The following is a 19,413-nucleotide window of genomic DNA, read 5'->3' on the forward strand; positions in this document are numbered from 1 at the left end:
GCAGGGCTATTGTCCGGTCCCTCTCTGCAAGCTGCTGCTGGAGTGAGCCTACAAAATCAAGCACATCAAACAGGACCGCTTTAGGGTGTATCGGGAAAGAATTATTCTCGTTTGGTAGTTGGATTTCGATAAAACTCCGATCGGCAATCAATTTCCGTCCGTCCAGTAGCTTATATGTCCGTTCACTCATGACTGTTCTTCCTCCTTGAACTCTTTAAAAAATGCCTGCGACAACATTGTGTATTTATCCGTATCCAACGTGCAGTATCTATAGTGGGTGTATCCATCTATATCCTCAAAAAGCGCGAAAACCAGTTCGCCATCAGTATCCGTGTAAAACCGCTCTATGCGGCGTTTGAGGTGTATTATCCCAACTCATTCACTCTCCTTATAGGCCATATTCAATAGCATTTCTTAATTCATTTACCATCTGCGCGTCTGCGTTTTCGTCTTCTTCTAATGCGTTTAATACTTCTTTTGGGCCATAACCCAAACCGATCATTTCGGTGTAGCTGTCACGTGTATGATGTCGCTTTTCTGCCTCGGTCATATTGCTTATCGCTCCTTATATAGGGGGTATAGGGTAAGAGACCAGAAGGCCCCTGTTTAGGCGTTGTAAGGCAGCTCCATAACCTCTGCCTCGCAATCTTCATCTGTCATGGTAGCAAGCAGGCTTTCTTCGTATCCGATCTCGCGCAATAACTTCCGATCATTCGTTTCTGTGAACATGTTCATTCGCTCCTTTTAATTTGTTTGGGGTATAGGTAATAGAGTGGATATCTCATACCTACCTTGGTTGTCGATACCGTAGACAGGAGTACAGATTTCAAATTCTTCAAATCCCTTGTCCCGAAGTGCATTCACATACCCCTCAACGTCTTGCTCATACATCAAATAACCCGATGCCTTACCGTCTTTTTTACAAATCAACCAAACTTTTTGCATACGTTCATTCGCTCCTTTGATATTTGTATTGGTTATAGGGTAAGAGGCTGTTATGCCTCTCCCGGTAGATTGATAATTGCCCAATGCGTAATTTGATCACGGGCCAAAGGACTCATATCAGGCGGATACCACTCAAAATCTTTTTCCCAAGAATCATACTGATAGACAGCTACATCTACATGCTCTCCGTCAGAAACAAGGTATTGCCCTTCAACCTCTGGTTTGCATTTGTCTAATGGAACCCATTTGATCACGTTATCTCTCCTTTATAGGTAGTAGGGGCAAGAGGTTGTTAAACCTCAAACTCAGACATATCGAAAACAACCTTGTCACACTTAGCACAATGGGCTTTCTTTCCCATCTTGTGTCGTAACCCGCTGTATAGCTCAGTGTTATCTGCCTCAGTTCCGTCAAAGTTATAACGGGTTCTAATTGCCCCGGAAGCATAATCTTTTGTGTAAAATCCCTCTTCATTACCGCAATATGGGCAACGTGGTATCATGTATATCTCTCCTTTGGTATAGGGGATGCCCCTAAAATAGTGTTAGACGTAACAGCCGCAGCCGCCTATATCCAACAAATCTACTTGCAGACCTAAGCCGTTATCCCACTCTTCGCGCAGCTCTCGCAAGGTTAGAGTGTGCTCTACACCTTTTACTGTCCGGGTCAGGATAGTTACATCTGTCCGACCTAGATACTCTTGCATCTCCAGCTCTTTTGACTCGTGGTACAGGTACAGGTCTCTATTATTTTTTAGAAGATTTATGAAATGGCCTTGTCCGCCCCGAACACAGAAACCACCGCAGTTGTTATGTGCAAATCCCATGTCGTACAGTCGCGGGGCCTTAATCCCGTAACGTTTAAGATCATTCAACATATCTGTTTTGTATAGGTATGGCCGCTCTGTCATGGGTGCTATGACTCGGTAAGGACTCCAACCACGCTCTATGCCAGCTACACGATGCGTTTCCGTCCAGTCTATACCTACGTAAATCACGGTTTCGTCCGGCTTGTGTCGTTCCTTCACCCATTGCCGGGAGATTTTCTGTTTAAGTTCTTCTGAGCACTGAGCTATTCGGCTGTTTCCGATCCAACGCCGATCCCAAAACACTTCCCAAGGGTCCCGGCCGTCGGATATCCAGCGAAGTGCTGGAATGTAGCCCGTCGTATCTGCTGCCAGTTCGGACAGATAGGCCCGTCTGGCTAGCATGTCTGTATTCACGTCTGGAATGCCGTCACAACGTGATATGAGATGTAAAGGCTTGGGCAACCCGAAAAGGTAGCCGGCCGACTCTATCATGAAGCGGTACAAGTCTTTGTCCTCGATCAGCGTGTCCGTAAACAGTAGGATCATGTCTTCGGTACCGTTAGCGTCCGCATCCCTAACGGCTGCTGTCATGCTGCCTACACCACCGCTAAAGCTGTGTATGCGTATAATGTGTCTCTCCCCCTTATGGAGGGTTGTTACCCTCTAATCAATTATTTTCCCTACTGGATTATTAAATTTTCTTCCGTCCTCATATCCTTGAAGCATTGCGGATTGGTCGCCCGCGGACGTTCTGTTGATTTGCTTACCCTTCTTCCATCCAGCTTCGTGGTAAGCAGTTTCTACCACTTCATGCTTGACAAGCACGAGTGCTAAACTTTCGTTTGCCACTTGTTCCCTGAACTTGTCACTCAGTCCTTTTAAAAATCCATCAATGTAGTCATTTTTGATCGCGTTGGTTCGTTTTCTTGAAGGAGAATAAGGAGAATATACTTGCTTTAGATACTCCGCAAGGTGATAACGGATTGCATTTTCCGCGAACTGGAATACCTCGGTAGCTATAGCCACATCGTCCGGCAAGCCCAAGAAACCGATGAGTCTCCCTCTCCGGAGAAAACCATAGCACCTGAAATTTTCTGCAATTATTGTCGTTAGTTTCTCTTCCCACCACTGAATACGACTCTTTCTGACGGTCCCGCGTGAGGCTTCCACCGTCTGATTCTCTTCCGTTTTAAGGTCAGAAGTGGTAAGACCGTGTTTTGCCATAAGTCTTTGTGCTAAAAGCATCGCGGCTTGAGCCTCTTCAGCATTGCCGTTTCCCGTTGCCAAGTTAAAAGCCTTTTGAATTTTACGGATTGCATCTTGCATTCCCATGCCCCTCCTTCTTGTCCCCTATGGGGCTAAACTGTGCGGTTATTTCTGAACCACGTCCGACCTTCATCCGTGTTTAAAAATGCTTCCGCCTTCTTGGTATGGTCTATCCGCCGAACCAGTCCTTTTTCTTTCAACTTAGATACTGAACAAAATCCCCGAAAACCACCGTTTTGGTCATGAACCTCGTATGTTCCAGCTCCAAACTTGAAGCCCGTTGCCCAACAAACTATTTTTAGTTGCATATCCATGTGTTTGTCCTCTCTGCCCTTGGGGGCTATAGATTCCTTGCTTGATATATTGGCGACATATCAGGTGCATATTTCATACATTTGATATGGTCTAGTAGTATGGGTTGCCATACACGCTTATTGCTGTGGATTCGATCATGACAGGCATGACATACCAGCACACAGTTATCTACCTCATATCGCCCTCCACCGCCGCCCATGCCGCCGTATATGATGCGGTGAAGGTGTAACCCCGGTCCCGGCTTTCCGCACATCAGACAGCAATTATGTTCGCCTACCGATGCGTCACGCTCAGACACAGCAGTTCGTACCTTGTCCTTGCTGATGGACTCTGGATCAACAAAACGTTTCTTCTTAGGTCGTTCTTTGCGGTTATGGTGAGCCAGAATATTTTTGCGATGTTCTGGTATAGGTTTCTTGCGCTTAGCGAGTGCCATAGCTACCTCCTAAAATGGTCCGTCAATGGGTTCGGGTAAGGGGCCGCCGTTGTCGAAAAATGGGTCTTTATCACGGTCATATTTGTTCATACTCACGCCACCTTATATTTGTCTAAATACTGAGCAAGCTTGGTCACGTCTGTTGATCGGACTTCTGCAAACTTGGTAATCTCATAATTCAGAAAATCATTGATTTCTTTGTAGCTGGACCACCCTGTAGCTTTGTGCTTTGCATACAACATTTTGGTTTGTCCTTCACTTGCAAATCCACCAGAATACCCATGACCCTGTGTTGGTTGTACGTTGTTAGGTGATGAAACAGTTGAATGACTCGCGTTTTCTCCGTCATCATCTTCACCCGTATTAAGTGATAGAAAGGCACTAAGGCTGTATCTACGTGCATAGGTTGTACAACTGCCTATACCTTGCGGATCGTTCTTTACAGGCTTCATTACAATGGGCTGTGATTCTATCCATTCTCCTGACTCGTGAAGCAGCATTGTTGTCATGCTGAACCTTTCGCCGTCACCACCTGGGAACTGCATAATGGATAAACCATGTTTTTGTAAGATCGGTCTTACTTCATCTATGATGTTGTCCAAGCTGGCATAGTTATTTTTGAAATGCGGATTTAGGCTATCCTTTTGGATCTTCTCAATTTCCCCATTGAATTTGACCAATGCCATTGCAATATTTTTGATTGATTCGCTCTTATTGCACATGGCTTTCTCCTACTTCCAACTCATACGTGACCTTTATAGGGATTGCACGAAAGTTCTGAGGATCGTCGGGACCATAACGTCCGAGAATCCATATGTTTAAATCATCTTCACGATGGAAATGGACTGCCTTCATAAAATCCTCTGTAGGTTCAGAATATATATTTATGAAATGACCATTCTTATGACGAGGTACATAACGGTATTTAATAACCATTGCTACTCCTCCATTCTGCTGTTATAATGAACTAAATTGTTTTCCTAAGTGCTCCAACTAGGCTGCCGTTGACTCGGCGGCTTTTTCTTTTTTATAAGCTATCGCCATGTTTTTCAGGTACACCCTCAGCAACGTCTTTGTTAGCGTTCCGCGTTGTTTTGCGATCTTTGCGAGTTCTAGAAACACCCTGCGATCCGTCAGATTCATCTTTCTTCACCTCCGAGTATTTCACCTCACCTTCCCATCCGTAATGCTTTAAAATATCGTCTACACTCCCAAAACTCATGCTGTCCGTTTGCCCTCCCGATCTTCTGGATGAAATAGCTCGTCCAATACTTTGGCGCGCTTATCGTAAATCATGTCAGGCCGTTTCAAGTCAAAATCCACTGCCCAACGACTATCCTGTCTGCCTTCCTCCATTTCATCAGCTAGTTGACTGAGCCAAAATGATTGGTCTCGCAGATATGCGATGTACTCAGCTCTGGTCATGTTAGCAAGCCCCGCCATATACTCGTCTCCCTCCTGCTTCTTTAATGAGCCAATTCGTTACGCATCCATCATCCAAAAACAAATCACCGTCGATGATTACATAGCTGTCCATGCTTGTGTGAATCTCACAGCCGCAGCCGCATTTGCAAACCACTGCGTTGGTCGATTCAGGACGTTTAAACGGGAACGGGGTAACTACTCGGTTTTCTATCTCCTTTGGATGTTTAGCCATGCTTGGCACTTCCCTTCTGTTTTTTAGCTTCTTCTTGTTTGTCCTTTGCAAAGTCTTTCATAGCTTCATGTAATGCCTTCTGAAACTCTGGTCCCTTCTGCTCAGTCTGCTTCACTTGTTCACCACCTTCGGTTGACCTTTTTTGAGGTAATCCGGTATTTTGTTATTTCCGAAATCCTGTAGTATGGATTTCCGTAACTGGAGCGACAATTCGCCTTGGATGAAATTTACTTTCATGTCTTGCCCTCCTAGATGTACAATGGGTTGTGGTTGTGTTTACATATGCGTCAGGATGTTGTTATTTTATGACGGACTAAGTTCTACTTAGGTCGTTCTGTAAGGGGGTAGATTTAACCGACGTCCTTTTACTGAGGTATTACCAAGTTAGGAATACCATCATTTGAAATGACAACATCTGTCGGGCTAGATTCAACCTAGTGCGTTCTTAAGGGTGTCCACTATTACCGACTCCCTGACCTGAAACGAATAATGTTCGTATTAGCTTGTCAGTGTTTTAACGAGTCATCAAATTGATGATCTGTTTAACCACGCGAAATGTGAATTTCACATACCGATCAACAATTCGCAAATGTTAACCTTTAAAAAGGAAATATTTAAGCTTCTAGTTCTAATGTTGTTTGACGATCAGCGCGCCGTTTTAACAACCTAGCTATAAAGTCGAATCCTTTTGCCGTAACTCTTGAAACTGGATCATTCACGACCGTGTCACCGCTTGCTCTTGGACGCTCCCGTACTACAAAGTATCCTGCATCAATGTATCGTTGGTACGGAACAGTACGATCTTTAATGATTACTGATTCTTCGCGCAGAATATTGAACAACCGATTTCGGCCAGTGCCCAATATCTTTGCAACCTCGTTCATTGATTGTGTGTTTTGTGCTGAGATAGCTAAGTTGTAGATGGCAACAGGTGTCTCTTGGTCCTTGAGTTGCTTTTTTTGTTCTGTAATTTTGCTTTCAGCAGCAATACGTGCAGTTTGTTCATTTTTCAACTCTGTTGCTAGGTTAATGAGAAAGTCGGGATTTAAAATTGCTTTTTCGATAGTGTCTGGTGACATGTACGCGCCGTGTTTTCTAATGGAAGGAATGACTTCATGTGTGATCCAACGTTTGAACTGTTTTGCCTCTGGTTTGCGACTCCCAAGGATTAGCGTGTATAGGCCAGGTTCGTTGACACAAAGCATTTCTTGTATTCCGCCAAGGGTTTGTATTGAACACAACCCCTTTTCGTCTTCATCAAGCCGTCGTGTTTGGGACTGATCCATTTCCAAAACCGCACATACATCCTTTGCTACAAACCATGGTTCGCTTTGAATTGATACAGTTCTTACTTCATTCGATCCATACATAAATGGTTTAATTTCACTCACTGTAATCACTCCTTATTTTTAAATTTGATCACGAAGCGCGATCATTTAGGGTAAAAAAAAGCTCATCAACTGTTACTTTATAAAACTGAGCTAGCTTAAATTGTAAATCTCTACGCGGGAACCTTTTTCCCGTCTCAATCATGGCGTAAGTGCTATAAGGAATACCGATTTGCTCAGCAACTTCCCTTAAAGAGCGGTCGCCACGAAGTTCAGACATTTTCTGATTCTTCATGTTGCCCTCCTTTCAGTCACGTTTTGTGACCGCCTTATGTCTATAATATACAGTCACGTTTAGTGATTGTCAACACTTTTATTCACTTATCGTGATCAAATTTATAATGTTCACGTAATGTGATATATAATAATCATCTGGAGGTGGGAATTTTGAAGTCATTTGGCGAACGTCTCTCTTACTTAAGAAACAAAAAGGGATTGTCCCAAGAAGAACTAGCAAAAATTTTTAAGATCGCAAAATCCACTCTTGGAATGTATGAAACAGACAAGAGAGAGCCAAACCACGAAATGACTGCTAAAATTGCTGATTACTTTGGCGTTAGCATTGGATGGCTTACTACAGGAAGAAACGAGAAAGAGAGCGAATATTCGCTCCCAGAGGAAGTTGTATTAAAAGTTATTAAGGAAGCTGAGGCACACTACAAAGTTAGCCTGAGGGATGATCCTGTTGTAGAGTCGGCAGTTCGTGATTTGATAAACAATCTTGCAAAGATGAAGCAATCAACTCAGAAAAATGATTAATTAGTGATTTGTTTGTTTCGTTAATACAAGTCCTAGAAATTATTACACTTGCCGACATCAACAACTGTTCATCCGTCATGTTAGCAGCTCCTTTGTGTCTATTTCAGCCGTTTTTAACATAATACCACAGAATCATATATCACAGGAACGTATGTTCTGTTTTTAGTTAAAAAAAGAGAACAAGGTGGCAGTGAGATGGAGTTAGTACCCGTCCGCTGTCGTATTCCCGAGTTACTTAAAAGGATCGATAAGAACCAACAGTGGTTAGCTGATAAAGCTGGTTTACCAAAGCAAAGAATATCCGATATTGTGCACCTGAGAACGGACAATATTCAGATAAAACGAGCCGCTTTGATAGCTTATCACCTTAATTGCACGCTGGATGATCTTTTTGTTTGGGAATTGCGGTAGCAGAGTAGCGTAGGCTACTCTCGGGTAAAAGTACCGTTCATTTGGTACTTAAGCTATAAAAAAATAACTTCAGCCGCTATCTTTCCCTGCTCACCTTTATTAACACTATATCAGATAATAATTGTCATATGCTGTCGAATTTCGCCGTGAATCAGTCGACGAATAGGGTTCGAGGGGCTTGACAAATGTTAAAACTTTCTTCTTATCAATGTATGGTTACCATCTTTAAAAATTACTTTAGATCCTTTTCCCATAGGTATAATTTCAGATATTCTATTTTCATTAATTACATTCGACTGATCATATGCTTTAAACCCATAGTGTTTATACGCCTGGGATACGTCCTTAAGGGTCTGTAGCGACAAATAAGATCCATTAGTGGTGTGATGACATGGAACCTTAGCCGAACTATTTGTAGCTGACCAAAGATCTATAAAATTAACTTCAGATAAGTCGAATTCAACAAAATCCGTTGCATCTCCCTTCCTATCTAACAACTTAACTCCAATTTGAATCATCTATTCTGCCAACTCCTGATGTATGGTATTTTTCACAATACATCATAATGCATAGTTGACTACTGGGTCATGGCGTAAATAATGCCAAAGGAAATTGTGGGAAATGACGATAATATAGATGAAATATAATTTAGAAAGGAACATGAAGAATGAAAAGGACATTACTGGCTTTTTTATTTATCATTATGTGCGCAGGTATATTTTCGGGAGTATCGGAAGCAGCTGCATTATCAGGTAATTCTGCTGATTATCAGATTTTTTCAAATGATGGGAAAACATATTTGGGGTCATTGGACAGAAACAAATATAGCGCGGACTCAATCTTTAATGTTTACGGCACTTATGGTAGTAAATATAGTGCAACGTCAATATGGAACAATTATGGGTTGTATGGTGACAAATATGCAGCAACAAGTGCTATGAATAAGTACGCTACTGATCCACCTCTTCTCGCTTATAGAGGAAGCGTTATAGGATACGTAACTGTAAATACCAATAATCCTTACGGTGTGTCACCGTATGTCCTTTACGCCTTGGTTAAATAAGCAGTAATTAATTTGGTAATTAAGTGAGGGGTTAAAAATTTGATTACTACTATTATCTATATCGTAATTGGATTAACATCCATATTCATTATTTTAGGACTCATTGGTACTGCTTCATTAATTTTTTCAAAAGAAAAAGACAAGAGTTTAGCAGTGATAGCAATAAAGGATGTTTTCAAATACGCATTTATACTGATGCTTTTACTACTTATATTTTACTATGTTTATCCGACGCCGTATTTATATACACATTCAAAAGAAACCTTGGTCAAAGTAAACAGGCTTACAGGAGAAACGACGTATTTCAAATTTAACGATGGATGGGTAAAGCCTGAAAACTCTGATTTGTCTGAATGATTCATATTCGGTAAAATAACTAAGAAGTGACCTACATTGGTGGCAACCTATGAGTGGATCATTTTCGTTTATCAATGTAAGTAAGCAAAAATCCCCAACAGAGGCATGCACCAGCCTTAAGGTTGGGGATTTTAATTTTAATCAGTAATTGAATTGCCATGAATAAACATATTGTGATAACATAAGAATAGAAATAAGGGAGACGCTACTCTCCCCTAGAACAACGAAGTGGGCCCTCGCGGCGCGCATTATATTACTGTGATTACAGCAAAACCCACCGTAGGCTACCAACCATTAGCGGTGGGTTTTGCGCTTGTTACGTCTACGTCTGATCCATCGGAAAAACTTGCGTGAACTAAACCAAAGGCTTAGTACCGTTGCAGTTACTTTCAAGATCAGATAAAGCGTACCAAGTGCGGTCATGGCGTCAATCACCCCCTTTACAGAAGGCTGCGCCGTGACCCCCACCTGTTGTCCTTAGAAAATTATAACATACAGATGCCCCTTTTCGGGGCTTTTTATTTGCTTATGTATACACCTCTATTGTCATGGGGATAGAAATTTTAATGCATCTTCGCTCATTGAAAAAAACACGCAAAGACGTATCTCTCCATGATCCTATAGGGACGGACAAAGAGGGCAACGAAATTACTTTAATTGATATCCTCGGCACCGAGGCGGACGATATTGTGGATAAGGTACAGCTCAAAATAGAGAAGAGTAAAATCTATCGTAACCTGGATATTTTGGATGAGCGTGAAAAAGAAGTGGTTATTGGTCGATTTGGACTGGAAGCCGGAGGAGAAGAACGTACACAGCGGGAAATCGCCAGAGAGCTGGGGATTTCGCGTTCGTATGTGTCCCGCATTGAAAAGCGCGCATTAATGAAGCTGTACCATGAATTTTACAAGCAGAAGGGGTAATGGATAAGGAGAAATATGAAGCCACTTGAGGCCCTTAACAGGGCCTTCTCAGCAGCTTTCCTCAACTCAGGTGTATCACCGTCTAATCTAAAAAACAAATTCCACGCAAATAAAAGCCTGTAGTGGTTTTCTGCACTACAGGCTAAAAATGCTTGATATTATTGGGTATTTTTACTTCGTCAGGACAAGCTCTTTCGCTAGTTGGCTCTCTTGGATTGAATTTATTTTCCTACATACTCATCCAAAAAGCGATCTACTCTTTTGAAATATTCAGTGGGGTAATGGTTGATGGCATCGATGTGCTCCGTATTTTGCGGGTACCATACTTCTGCTTTTGGGTTATCTTTTAAGGACTCGTAAATAATTTCTGTATTTTTATAACTAATTTGCTGATCTCCAGTACCATGAATGAGCATAACTGGCTTGTCTTGCATCTTTTTTACCGCATCCATAGGAGATATGGAATCAAGATCAACCTTAAAGACCCAATTTGCCATCCATGTCGATGTATAACTGAATGGAAACGCAGGTAAACCTGAAAAGAAGGGCAAACCCTCTCTCAGAAATAGACCAGCATTGCGAAAAGGACTATCCGCAATTACGGCTTTGATGTCATCACTTTCACTTGCAGCTAGCAAAGAAGTAGCAGCACCCATTGAAAAGCCGATAACTCCAATGTTATCACCCGTATGGTCTCTGGATTTTAAATAGCTTACAGCTCCTAGCAAATCGTATTTTTCATTGAGGCCCAGTGTAATCAAATCACCATCGGATTTACCTTGCGAGCTGAGGTCAAATGCCAATACATTGTAGCCTTTCGGAACGAAATGCTCTACTAACTTTTGGGTCCGCCCTTTGACTAAACGATTGCTCGTATATCCATGGACGACAATAATCGTCTTATTACTTGCTTTACCAGAAAGGCCACTTGCAGGAAAGAAGGAACCTCTAATCGTATTATCATTTTTCAAACTCTTGAACTCGACCTCTTCGTAGGGAGTTTTATCGATATTCAATTCGTAGCTGACATTAGTGTCTCTGGGATGGTGCAACAAGGTGTCTACTACTTTATAAGATATAAAAAATACAAGAGCCAGCACAAGCAAAAGCACGATCCCTAGGCTCCATAAAATTTTCTTCCGTTTTTTCACACGAACGTTAAATGTCAGATCGGGTTGTAATGATGTTTGACTCATTTAGACTCCTCCAGTTTTTCTTTAGGTTGTATGGGTGCGAACAAATAAAAGGCATGCCCCTTCAGATTTTCCCACTCGGGATGATGAATAATACTTTCTCCAAGAGTTAAGCCCACTCCATTTAAGAAAGAGATATAGGCACGAGAGATCATTGCTGGAGAAAAGCTTTGGTTGAATTCTCCCATTAACTGTCCCTTGGCATAGACGCATTCGATCGCATCTGTCATTACCTTTATACTTTCAAGGACCCTCTGTGTAAGTTCAGGGAATCTTATTCGTTGTCCTAAGACAGATTGAACAAGCCGCAACTCATTTGTATAGAAGTAGATATGGTTGAATTGTTCTGCCACCATGTTCTTAATCAATACGCCCGGCGTCCCCTCTTGTTGTAGACAAGCAAGCGATTTCGCCTGAATATCAGCAAGCGGCTCAAGGACAGCAGCGTAGTATAAAGCTTCTTTGCTAGGGAAATATTGAAAAATGGTTCCAGGAGTCACTCCCACACTCTGCGCAATGATAGCCGTTGTGGTATTAGAATATCCACTTTCTGCGAACAGGACAACAGCTTCCTCTAGGATACGTTTACGCCGCTCCAGTCTTTTTTCTTCATTGACGGGTCTTGCCAAATGTATTCTCCTCTCTTTAAACTAAACTTTTATTAATTAAATGATTGGTTATTTAATTAATAATATATCTTAAATTACGACTTATAGCAAGAGTGAATTTATCTTACTTACGATATGTATTTTATATTAGGGAATACATTTATTGAGAGGTTCATATGAATATAAAATGATAATTTCAACAATATTGAACAATTAAACTAATGGAGGAAATCCAACATGACAAAATTTAGTCAGAACCCAAACGATTATTCTTTTTCAATTGATCCTGTCGTTATAGCAGAAGAAAATGTTTCGACAAATGGTGATTCTAAAAATACTTTTCCAAAAAATGTTTTAGTCGATAATAATCTGTCTTGGGAAAGCAGCTTAAGCGGTAAAGGTGGAGAATTGATTTTCAAATTAGATGAGGGCAAAACGATTAATGATATCCTCTTGGCTCAGCCAACTTTTAAAGCTTTTATTCTTACGTTTTCTCTTCATGGTTCAAACGACGGAGAAAATTGGTTTAGATTAGGTGACGTAGAAGCTGTGCCCACGACTGCAAAAACGACTTACCAATTTAGCAATGAGATTCCTTTTCAATATTATAAAATAACTGTACTTTCATCTGGCCTGAATAATACAACTACCTATTATGGTGTACGATATATTCAGTTAAGAACCGCTTTAATCAATGGCGTTCCAGCCTATAGAAATGCCAATTTAAATCCCGCTATTGCGGAATAAAAATCAATGTGAGCATACTATACCACTCAAGATCGCTATTCCGGGCTCAACCCTAATCAATCTTGCTGCATCAAGTCCTCTATGTAAATACACAAAAGAGGGGCTGGCTAATGCCACCCCCTTCCTTTTATTGAATTTTTTGAATCATGTTATAAATCATTTCAGCCGCTTCGGCGCGTGTGATTTCCTGTTTTGCACGGAAGCTTCCATCTGGATATCCTTGTACTAAATTAATTTCGGTTAGACCAAGTACATCTTCTCTGGCCCATTCCACAATTTGAGAGGCATCTGAGTAGATATTGCTTTCTTGTTGTGGCGTAGCCTTGATAACGTTGTTCACCATTTTAGCTGCCTGCTCCCGGTTAATAACGCGATCTGGGGCAAATACCTTGTTACTAAATCCACGAGCGACCTGATCTTTAATCGCTGTTTTCAGTAGATCAACATACCACGCTGATGGATTGATATCCTCGAAGCTTAAAGCCATATCCGTTTCGAGCGGTAATTTCAGGGAACGGACGAGCATCGAAGTGAACTCCATACGTGTTACAGGTCTGCTCGGCTCAAAAAGAGTTTGGGTCCTACCCTTCACTACCCCCAAATCGGCAAGGGCATTAATCTTATCTTTATTAAATGCCCGCTCAATGTCACTAAAGTAATTTGGCTTCGTTTCGACGGAAGGTGCTTGAATGATTGCTGTTTCAGTCGACTCCTGCACATCGGGCTGAATTGGCTTGACGATCCCGCCACCTCCTGCTCCACCGCCTGAGGCTGAGGCTTCTGTACTCCCCGTTGTTTTACCGTTCGCTTGTTTAGCAATGGTACGCTCTCCTTGGCTGTTTTCTGCCCAAAGCTGAACTGCATACGATTGTTTCTCTCTAAGTTGACTCCAAATAAAGCTTCGATCCTTACCACGATATAATTCTGTTTGTCCTTCACTGCTGAGCACGAAAATATCATTTTTGTGTTCTGACTCCCAATGGATCATAAACTCGCTATTGGTCGTTTCTGTTTTCGAAAATGCAAATTCTGGAGACGGTAATGTTTCTACCTCGCCTTCTGTTTGTTTACCTTCACCGCTTGTGTTAACCGGTTTGACGGTAATACGATACACCGTGGAGCTGTCCAAGCCATCTACTTTAAAATAAGAGTTGACCGTATGACCGATAAGCAGACCATTTTGGTATACATGGTAGGTATCCGCACCAGGAGCTTCTTTCCACGTAACTAACAGATCGGTATCTGTTACATCTTTAAATGTCAGCTCATTATCTGGTATTTGACCTGGCAGCGCACGATACGTAAATGGAGTGATCTCTCCTGCGCCCGTTGTATTAACAGCTTGAATGCCGAACGAGTAAATCGTACCGGGTTGAATACCTGAGAGCTTAATACTAGTATCCTGAGTGTCCAAGATTTCACCACTATCTTTCCGAATTACAGCATATTGATAAGCATTTTTGGTTTCATCCCAGTTGAGCAAAATCTGGCCATTCCCTAGCTCTGTGACTTTGACGTTTTGCACTTGAGGTGGAAGCGTAAGCAGTTCTCCCTGCACAGGCTGACTAAATCCGCCACTATTACCGCTGCTCACCTGAAAAACATATTTTTTCCCACCTTCTAATCCAGATACAACTACACGTGGTTCAGTGCTGTAATAATCCTGACTATTAATTGTTACTTTATATTTGGTTGCCCCATCGACTGGGTCCCAAACAATGGCAGCATCATGTTCCCGAATATCTACTGCAATCGGTTGTACAACCGACGAAGGCAGCGTTAATGCGTTGATAGTCGTATCTTCACCCCTACCACTTCGATTGTAGGCTCGTATTCGAATATTTGCGGTCATACCCGCGGGTAACCCATTAAAAGTATAGGCGTGGCTTCCTCGGGGAATCCGTACATCTGGCTCATCATTAACATTCAAGATGTATCCGTCAGCCCCTTGTACATCTTGCCAACCTACACCGACAGAATATACATCATTCTCCACACTAGCCAGCGTAGTTACCCGATCAGGCAATGTGATGACCCCTAAATGAGCATAATCTCCAAAGCCCGTTGCATTTTCAGCTGAAATGGAATAATCATACTCCGTTCCTGCTTGAAGTCCGTGATCAGCGAATTCAGTATACACATCCTTATAAACAGATGCTTTGTCCCGCTCCAGAGCATAGTATGTCGCTGTAATTACACGATTCCATTTCAAGTTGATTCCATCGTCCTTCACGGTTACGTTTTGAAATCCGCTCGGGCTATCTGGCAGGCTCAAAAAAGACACATGCTTGGCCGCACCCTCTCCGCTGGCATTCATAGCCGATACAGAAACATCGTAAAATTCGCCTGGTTTCATTCCCGTAATTGGATTATACACATCCTGTGTAACAGTATCCTTAAATATGACTTCCCCCGTACTAACATCTGTTGCTGTAATCTTATAGCTGTCAGCTGAAAGCACTGGCGTAAAATCAGCCATGATTTGTGCTGAATTACGAGAAATGGTTCGTAATCGAATATGGTCCGGGGCATCAGGTAACGTTAACACACGGACCCGATTGGAATAGGCATTGCCTCCCACATGATTACTGGAACGCACTTCATATTCATATTGACGCCCTCCCTGTAGCCCTTTGTCTGTAAAAGAATTTGTCGGATGCGTAACATCCCAAATCTCATTCGTCGTTAAATTTCGGATGGTATAGACGTAACCATCATCAAGGCCCGATGGAAGAGTCCATTGCAGATCGACCTCTGTATTTCGTACGGATGACGCAGAAAGCTCAGCCGGCTGAGGCTGCTTCTGAATGCAAAGTGCTCTGCTGACCGTTTCAGAAATGTTACCCGCCTGATCTTTAACCTTGGCATGAACATACCATTCACCTTCATTTGAAAGGTTAATCTGAATTCCTGTATCAGCAGCTGTATCCCAATGTTCGGGTACGTCTGGACTGTTCGTGATTTTATACTGCATCGTTGCTGGTTCGATCCCCGAATGCTGGTCAGCGTATCGTATCCCCACCTGAATGCTCGTATCCTTCCATTCACGCGAATCCGGTGTCAGCTGGATTGTCGGGGGTTCCAAATCAATGTAAGATGTTGCGGACACCGGATCACTCCGATTTCCAGCCGCATCCACAGCTTGAGCAGTCACTTTTACGATACCAGAACTATTTAATACTCCCGATGAACCAGGAACATAATTGCCAGAGCCCATTTGATATTCGTAATGTACCGCTGAAATATCCGTTCCACCCGAAATAGCAAATTGTACTGGCTTATTGGTGTATCGGGTGGACATCGTCACCTCGGAGAACGTAACTTCCGGGGGCGTTGGCTTGGTCCGGTCAATCATGACCGATTGAGTCACGATTGGACTAGGTACGTCCAGATTATTGATCGTTCGTGCTGATAATTCGTACAGCCCTTCCGCGTTTAATGTAAAAACGCCATTGTATGTCTGCCACTCCCCTGCTGAACTCAAACGGTATTGCGTCATCTTAATCCCATTTACAGGATCACTTCCTGAATCAATAGCAATATTCACATTGTTGATCGTTGGACCCACCTCGCTAGCTCGGATAGCAGGAGCAGTCGGTCCCTTTTTATCAATAGTGACTTCCTTGCTTACTTCTTGGCTCACATTACCCACGTTGTCTATGGAGCGGGCATAAACCGTACTTTTGCCATCTTGATTAACATGAAACGCTACACCATAGTCTTGCCAACCTTGATTGACAACGCCCGTCAAGCGAAATTGTGTATGGGCCAGCCCAGAATAGTCGTCCGCTCCTGGCTGCAATGTAATGGTATAGTCATTACTGTTGCCCGTTGCACTTATGATCGGTGGCGTCGGCGGCATTTTGTCTATCCTGACATTCCCGGAAGAAAGACCACTGTACTGGTTATTCACGTCTACAGTCCGGGCATAGATTGTATTTACACCATGATCATATACAGTAAAGGGTCCTGTGTACTGTTGAAATGCTCCACCATTTAGGCTGTATTCATAGTATTTCAGCCCTTCAGGCGCCACGTCTCCATTGATCCAAACCGTTACAGGTCCTTTGGTCCACCCCGTACTCGCTTGGCCCTCAGTCCCTGCATTAATCTGGGGTGGTTTAGGCATCAGATCTGATTTGGGAATGACACGGACTCCAAACTTGGATATTTCATTACTAGTCTGCTGGTTAGTACCCATAGCTCTAAAATACCGAATATCTTTTAACGTAATAGAGTCTGTGATCTCTACCCATTTCCCTTGGTAAGAGCTACTGGCATAAAATTTTGTGGCATCGGTCCATGTATATAAATTCGTTCCATTAGGCTGCCAACTGTTACCCGCTGCTGCATTAGATACATATATATTAGTATGGTAAGACCCTTCGATATAAACAAATAACTTATACTCAGATGTCTTAATAGATCTTCCAATGTCAACAAAACGTTCTGTCGGCTGCACCACACCTTCACACTTATATCTTGCCGAACCCATGCCGCTATAAACTTCAGTTGCTCCTACTCCATTTCCTGACCATAACCCCCAACTGTCACCCCCACCAGGTAAATTATTTTGGCAAAAAGGTCCACCGATGATCTCTTGGGTAGCAGCTGATACCCTATCTGGAAATATAGGGAGGGCGGTTAACATGATCATTACAGCTAAAAATCCATATACCCACTTGCTATACTTCCTTACCTTTCGCTTATTTTTTGGATACATACATTTCTCCCTTGCTTTATTTTATTTTCAAAGAGTTTTACAAACTCGTTTCGGCCAAAATAGAAAAAGCACCCCAAACGAAGGCGGTTAAGCCTAAGTTTGAGGTGCTTCCTCAATGCAACGAGTATGTTTTGAAGCTATTATACTTCGTTCTAAACGTAATGTAAACAGCACGATATCATTTAAAATTCATAAATTGTTGTATTCCACATTATTCCACATCTCTGGATCAGCCTTGAAGCCTTAATTAACATGAACGCCCAAGTTCCGAAAGAAGCCTCGCAAGTTCTGACTATATGAGTCCTGTATAGCGGAAGATTCCTTAAGAATATTTTGCATACTGTTCATAAATGTGGAAGCCGAAGTCGTATCAGCCTTGTCAAACCGGTTCTCTATTCGCGTGTTATTTAGCAACCCCGCAATCTCTCCTGTACGTTCCTTATATTTCTCAATCCATTTGGGGTTTTGAGGAACCTTTTGTGCAAAATCTATCAGCTGACTCAGTCCATTCCCTCCACCTTTAATGTCATTGATGAACGCAGCATATTTTTGGGGATCAGCCTGCTTCATCACTTCGGACAGTTTGACATAATCCTCAGGTGCACCTAGCGGACGGTCTATTGGAGTCGTATAACTAATATCTCCGGTCTCTGGATCAGTGGATCGTGTCAAAGCAATAGCCGCTATCTGGTTCATGGTTCCCAAGAACTCTTTGGCCTTATCCCCTTCCATATAGTGGTCTGCAATATACTTGGATTGGGAAACTCCCATCTCCAGTAACACGGTTCGCTGGCTCTCATCTGTTACTGTACCATTGACGATAAAATTGGATTCAATCATACTGTACACCGCATTGGACACTTCTTCTGGCTGACCTTCTAAAACTCGGTTTAATGCATCGTTGATCTGGGTTGTACCGAAATACTTAGCAGCCTGTGATACAATAGCTCCTTCAGCCAGCTGCCTACCGGTTTCGCTAATCTCTACGGAGTCTTGAACAACGAGCTCAGAGGGTTTTCCTTCATAAAGCTGGGGGGATTGGACTTGCTTTGCTGCCGGATTTATCCGCAAGCTACTAGTGTTAACAACAGCTTGTTGCATTCTAAGGGGCTCAAAATTCATTTTATTTCCTCCTGTCATTTGGTAACTGGCACTCTAAGTCGTATGTATAATGTAATGTGACCCTGTTTCTATATATATCGGACAAAGCACATATGGAATGAATATATGCTTTGTCCTAAAAATGAACAAATATTAAAGCAGTTAATCAACCGCCATAAATACTGTAAGCGAAGTGATATACAACATCTGTGTCTATAATCGAAGTACCTCTAACCTGAGCAGCTACCCCTGAGAGATCAAAATAGTGTGTAAAACTGATTGCTCCAGACAAGTATTCCGCAATACTTCCAGTTGAAGGTGGCAGGGAAACGGTAACACTAAAGGCTCCATATCGTAATTACGGCTTGCGGGGATCGTGATTTGATACCAGTCGTTATCTATGCCTGAATGGATGGAACGTGAGTTAAGGGAAGATCCACCCGTACTAAAGGTAAAGTTATAAACATGAAAACGCTATCATCCGGCTCATATGCATCGTAGCTGGAACTTATATCGACAGTTAAATAGAAGGGATCATTAATGCTAGAGCCCTTCTTGGCATGAACTGCAATCGCATAAGCTTTTTCAGATCCGATAGCATTGCGCGCTCCTACGTTTTCGGGAAGTGATGCAGCCCCCTGTTCATAATTGTTAAAATAAGTCCCGTAGGTGGAAGCGTCAATAGCATTGGGATTAATGTCACCTGTCGTCAT

Annotated in this window: 28 protein-coding genes and 2 pseudogenes; 7 read left to right on the plus strand and 23 right to left on the minus strand. The window is 42.4% G+C overall.

Annotation, left to right across the window (positions count from 1 at the left end):
- The 17 genes from L696_RS28515 to L696_RS0110755 form a co-directional block, all read right to left on the minus strand.
- Window positions 1-190 (minus strand): hypothetical protein (locus tag L696_RS28515; RefSeq protein ID WP_155985368.1); only part of this gene is annotated, 190 nt, incomplete at its 3' end.
- 198 nt (window positions 191-388) lie between these two features.
- Window positions 389-550, minus strand: a complete 162-nt coding sequence (locus tag L696_RS30385; protein WP_155985369.1) for a hypothetical protein — start codon at window positions 548-550, stop codon at window positions 389-391.
- A 56-nt stretch (window positions 551-606) separates the two neighbouring features.
- Complete coding sequence (locus tag L696_RS32345) at window positions 607-729, minus strand: hypothetical protein (RefSeq protein WP_280740179.1); 123 nt, start codon at window positions 727-729, stop codon at window positions 607-609.
- Between the two features lie 15 nt (window positions 730-744).
- Window positions 745-945, minus strand: a complete 201-nt coding sequence (locus L696_RS0110680) for a hypothetical protein (protein ID WP_025683615.1) — start codon at window positions 943-945, stop codon at window positions 745-747.
- A 50-nt stretch (window positions 946-995) separates the two neighbouring features.
- Window positions 996-1,199, minus strand: a complete 204-nt coding sequence (locus L696_RS0110685; RefSeq protein ID WP_025683616.1) for a hypothetical protein — start codon at window positions 1,197-1,199, stop codon at window positions 996-998.
- A gap of 290 nt (window positions 1,200-1,489) precedes the next feature.
- Entirely contained in the window at window positions 1,490-2,344 is an 855-nt protein-coding gene (locus L696_RS0110695; protein ID WP_025683618.1) for a hypothetical protein, read from the minus strand.
- Between the two features lie 72 nt (window positions 2,345-2,416).
- A complete protein-coding gene (locus tag L696_RS0110700; protein WP_025683619.1) occupies window positions 2,417-3,079 on the minus strand; it encodes a DUF2786 domain-containing protein in 663 nt (220 codons plus the stop codon).
- A gap of 32 nt (window positions 3,080-3,111) precedes the next feature.
- On the minus strand, window positions 3,112-3,333 hold the full coding sequence (locus L696_RS0110705) for a hypothetical protein (RefSeq protein WP_025683620.1): 222 nt from the start codon (window positions 3,331-3,333) through the stop codon (window positions 3,112-3,114).
- 26 nt (window positions 3,334-3,359) lie between these two features.
- Window positions 3,360-3,770, minus strand: coding sequence for an HNH endonuclease (locus L696_RS0110710; protein WP_025683621.1), 411 nt, complete (start codon window positions 3,768-3,770; stop codon window positions 3,360-3,362).
- A 92-nt stretch (window positions 3,771-3,862) separates the two neighbouring features.
- Complete coding sequence (locus tag L696_RS0110715) at window positions 3,863-4,492, minus strand: ERF family protein (RefSeq protein WP_025683622.1); 630 nt, start codon at window positions 4,490-4,492, stop codon at window positions 3,863-3,865.
- Between the two features lie 305 nt (window positions 4,493-4,797).
- The gene (locus tag L696_RS0110725; protein WP_025683624.1) at window positions 4,798-4,992 is read right to left on the minus strand and encodes a hypothetical protein; all 195 of its coding nucleotides are present in this window, start codon (window positions 4,990-4,992) and stop codon (window positions 4,798-4,800) included.
- Window positions 4,989-5,213: a hypothetical protein gene (locus L696_RS0110730; protein WP_025683625.1), complete on the minus strand. Its 225-nt coding sequence runs from the start codon at window positions 5,211-5,213 to the stop codon at window positions 4,989-4,991. The genes L696_RS0110725 and L696_RS0110730 overlap by 4 nt, the downstream gene beginning before the upstream one ends.
- Window positions 5,197-5,427, minus strand: a complete 231-nt coding sequence (locus L696_RS0110735) for a hypothetical protein (RefSeq protein ID WP_025683626.1) — start codon at window positions 5,425-5,427, stop codon at window positions 5,197-5,199. The genes L696_RS0110730 and L696_RS0110735 overlap by 17 nt, the downstream gene beginning before the upstream one ends.
- Window positions 5,420-5,542, minus strand: coding sequence for a hypothetical protein (locus L696_RS32350; RefSeq protein WP_280740180.1), 123 nt, complete (start codon window positions 5,540-5,542; stop codon window positions 5,420-5,422). The genes L696_RS0110735 and L696_RS32350 overlap by 8 nt, the downstream gene beginning before the upstream one ends.
- Window positions 5,539-5,664, minus strand: a complete 126-nt coding sequence (locus L696_RS32355; protein WP_280740181.1) for a hypothetical protein — start codon at window positions 5,662-5,664, stop codon at window positions 5,539-5,541. The genes L696_RS32350 and L696_RS32355 overlap by 4 nt, the downstream gene beginning before the upstream one ends.
- A 377-nt stretch (window positions 5,665-6,041) precedes the next feature.
- On the minus strand, window positions 6,042-6,818 hold the full coding sequence (locus tag L696_RS0110750; RefSeq protein WP_025683627.1) for a BRO family protein: 777 nt from the start codon (window positions 6,816-6,818) through the stop codon (window positions 6,042-6,044).
- A 28-nt stretch (window positions 6,819-6,846) separates the two neighbouring features.
- On the minus strand, window positions 6,847-7,050 hold the full coding sequence (locus L696_RS0110755) for a helix-turn-helix transcriptional regulator (RefSeq protein ID WP_025683628.1): 204 nt from the start codon (window positions 7,048-7,050) through the stop codon (window positions 6,847-6,849).
- Window positions 7,051-7,202: 152 nt separating this feature from the next.
- Here L696_RS0110755 and L696_RS0110760 point away from each other — a divergent pair, with 152 nt between their 5' ends.
- Together L696_RS0110760 and L696_RS0110765 are read left to right on the plus strand one after the other, a co-directional pair.
- Complete coding sequence (locus L696_RS0110760) at window positions 7,203-7,574, plus strand: helix-turn-helix domain-containing protein (protein ID WP_025683629.1); 372 nt, start codon at window positions 7,203-7,205, stop codon at window positions 7,572-7,574.
- Window positions 7,575-7,769: 195 nt separating this feature from the next.
- Window positions 7,770-7,985, plus strand: coding sequence for a helix-turn-helix domain-containing protein (locus L696_RS0110765; protein WP_025683630.1), 216 nt, complete (start codon window positions 7,770-7,772; stop codon window positions 7,983-7,985).
- A gap of 188 nt (window positions 7,986-8,173) precedes the next feature.
- Here L696_RS0110765 and L696_RS0110770 read toward each other — a convergent pair whose 3' ends face one another.
- A complete protein-coding gene (locus L696_RS0110770; RefSeq protein WP_025683631.1) occupies window positions 8,174-8,503 on the minus strand; it encodes a LytTR family transcriptional regulator DNA-binding domain-containing protein in 330 nt (109 codons plus the stop codon).
- Window positions 8,504-8,652: 149 nt separating this feature from the next.
- Here L696_RS0110770 and L696_RS0110775 point away from each other — a divergent pair, with 149 nt between their 5' ends.
- The 3 genes and pseudogenes from L696_RS0110775 to L696_RS0110785 form a co-directional block, all read left to right on the plus strand.
- Window positions 8,653-9,048: a hypothetical protein gene (locus tag L696_RS0110775; protein ID WP_025683632.1), complete on the plus strand. Its 396-nt coding sequence runs from the start codon at window positions 8,653-8,655 to the stop codon at window positions 9,046-9,048.
- A 39-nt stretch (window positions 9,049-9,087) separates the two neighbouring features.
- Entirely contained in the window at window positions 9,088-9,405 is a 318-nt protein-coding gene (locus L696_RS0110780; protein ID WP_025683633.1) for a hypothetical protein, read from the plus strand.
- A 557-nt stretch (window positions 9,406-9,962) separates the two neighbouring features.
- Window positions 9,963-10,328: pseudogene (locus tag L696_RS0110785) on the plus strand (sigma-70 family RNA polymerase sigma factor); the annotation flags it as partial.
- A 221-nt stretch (window positions 10,329-10,549) separates the two neighbouring features.
- Here L696_RS0110785 and L696_RS0110790 read toward each other — a convergent pair.
- The gene (locus L696_RS0110790; protein WP_025683635.1) at window positions 10,550-11,524 is read right to left on the minus strand and encodes an alpha/beta hydrolase; all 975 of its coding nucleotides are present in this window, start codon (window positions 11,522-11,524) and stop codon (window positions 10,550-10,552) included.
- On the minus strand, window positions 11,521-12,150 hold the full coding sequence (locus L696_RS0110795) for a TetR/AcrR family transcriptional regulator (RefSeq protein WP_025683636.1): 630 nt from the start codon (window positions 12,148-12,150) through the stop codon (window positions 11,521-11,523). The genes L696_RS0110790 and L696_RS0110795 overlap by 4 nt, the downstream gene beginning before the upstream one ends.
- A 216-nt stretch (window positions 12,151-12,366) precedes the next feature.
- Between L696_RS0110795 and L696_RS0110800 the strand changes: the two genes are divergently transcribed.
- Window positions 12,367-12,876 carry a discoidin domain-containing protein gene (locus L696_RS0110800; protein ID WP_025683637.1) on the plus strand — a complete coding sequence of 170 codons (510 nt, stop codon included), beginning with the start codon at window positions 12,367-12,369 and terminating at the stop codon, window positions 12,874-12,876.
- A gap of 127 nt (window positions 12,877-13,003) precedes the next feature.
- Here the strand turns inward: L696_RS0110800 and L696_RS0110805 are convergent, their stop codons facing one another.
- On the minus strand, window positions 13,004-17,599 hold the full coding sequence (locus L696_RS0110805; RefSeq protein WP_025683638.1) for a fibronectin type III domain-containing protein: 4,596 nt from the start codon (window positions 17,597-17,599) through the stop codon (window positions 13,004-13,006).
- On the opposite strand from L696_RS0110805, the gene L696_RS30930 reads away from it, so the two are divergent.
- Window positions 17,526-17,690 carry a hypothetical protein gene (locus L696_RS30930; protein ID WP_162472171.1) on the plus strand — a complete coding sequence of 55 codons (165 nt, stop codon included), beginning with the start codon at window positions 17,526-17,528 and terminating at the stop codon, window positions 17,688-17,690. The two genes, L696_RS0110805 and L696_RS30930, sit on opposite strands and share 74 nt — an antisense overlap.
- Window positions 17,691-17,842: 152 nt before the next feature.
- Here the strand turns inward: L696_RS30930 and L696_RS0110810 are convergent, their stop codons facing one another.
- Both L696_RS0110810 and L696_RS29470 read right to left on the minus strand, forming a co-directional pair.
- Window positions 17,843-18,721, minus strand: a complete 879-nt coding sequence (locus L696_RS0110810) for a hypothetical protein (RefSeq protein ID WP_025683639.1) — start codon at window positions 18,719-18,721, stop codon at window positions 17,843-17,845.
- A gap of 145 nt (window positions 18,722-18,866) precedes the next feature.
- Window positions 18,867-19,413, minus strand: a pseudogene (locus L696_RS29470) (hypothetical protein); the annotation flags it as partial.

Origin of the sequence: Paenibacillus maysiensis, from assembly GCF_000520815.1 — a bacterium.
Classification (GTDB): domain Bacteria; phylum Bacillota; class Bacilli; order Paenibacillales; family Paenibacillaceae; genus Paenibacillus; species Paenibacillus maysiensis.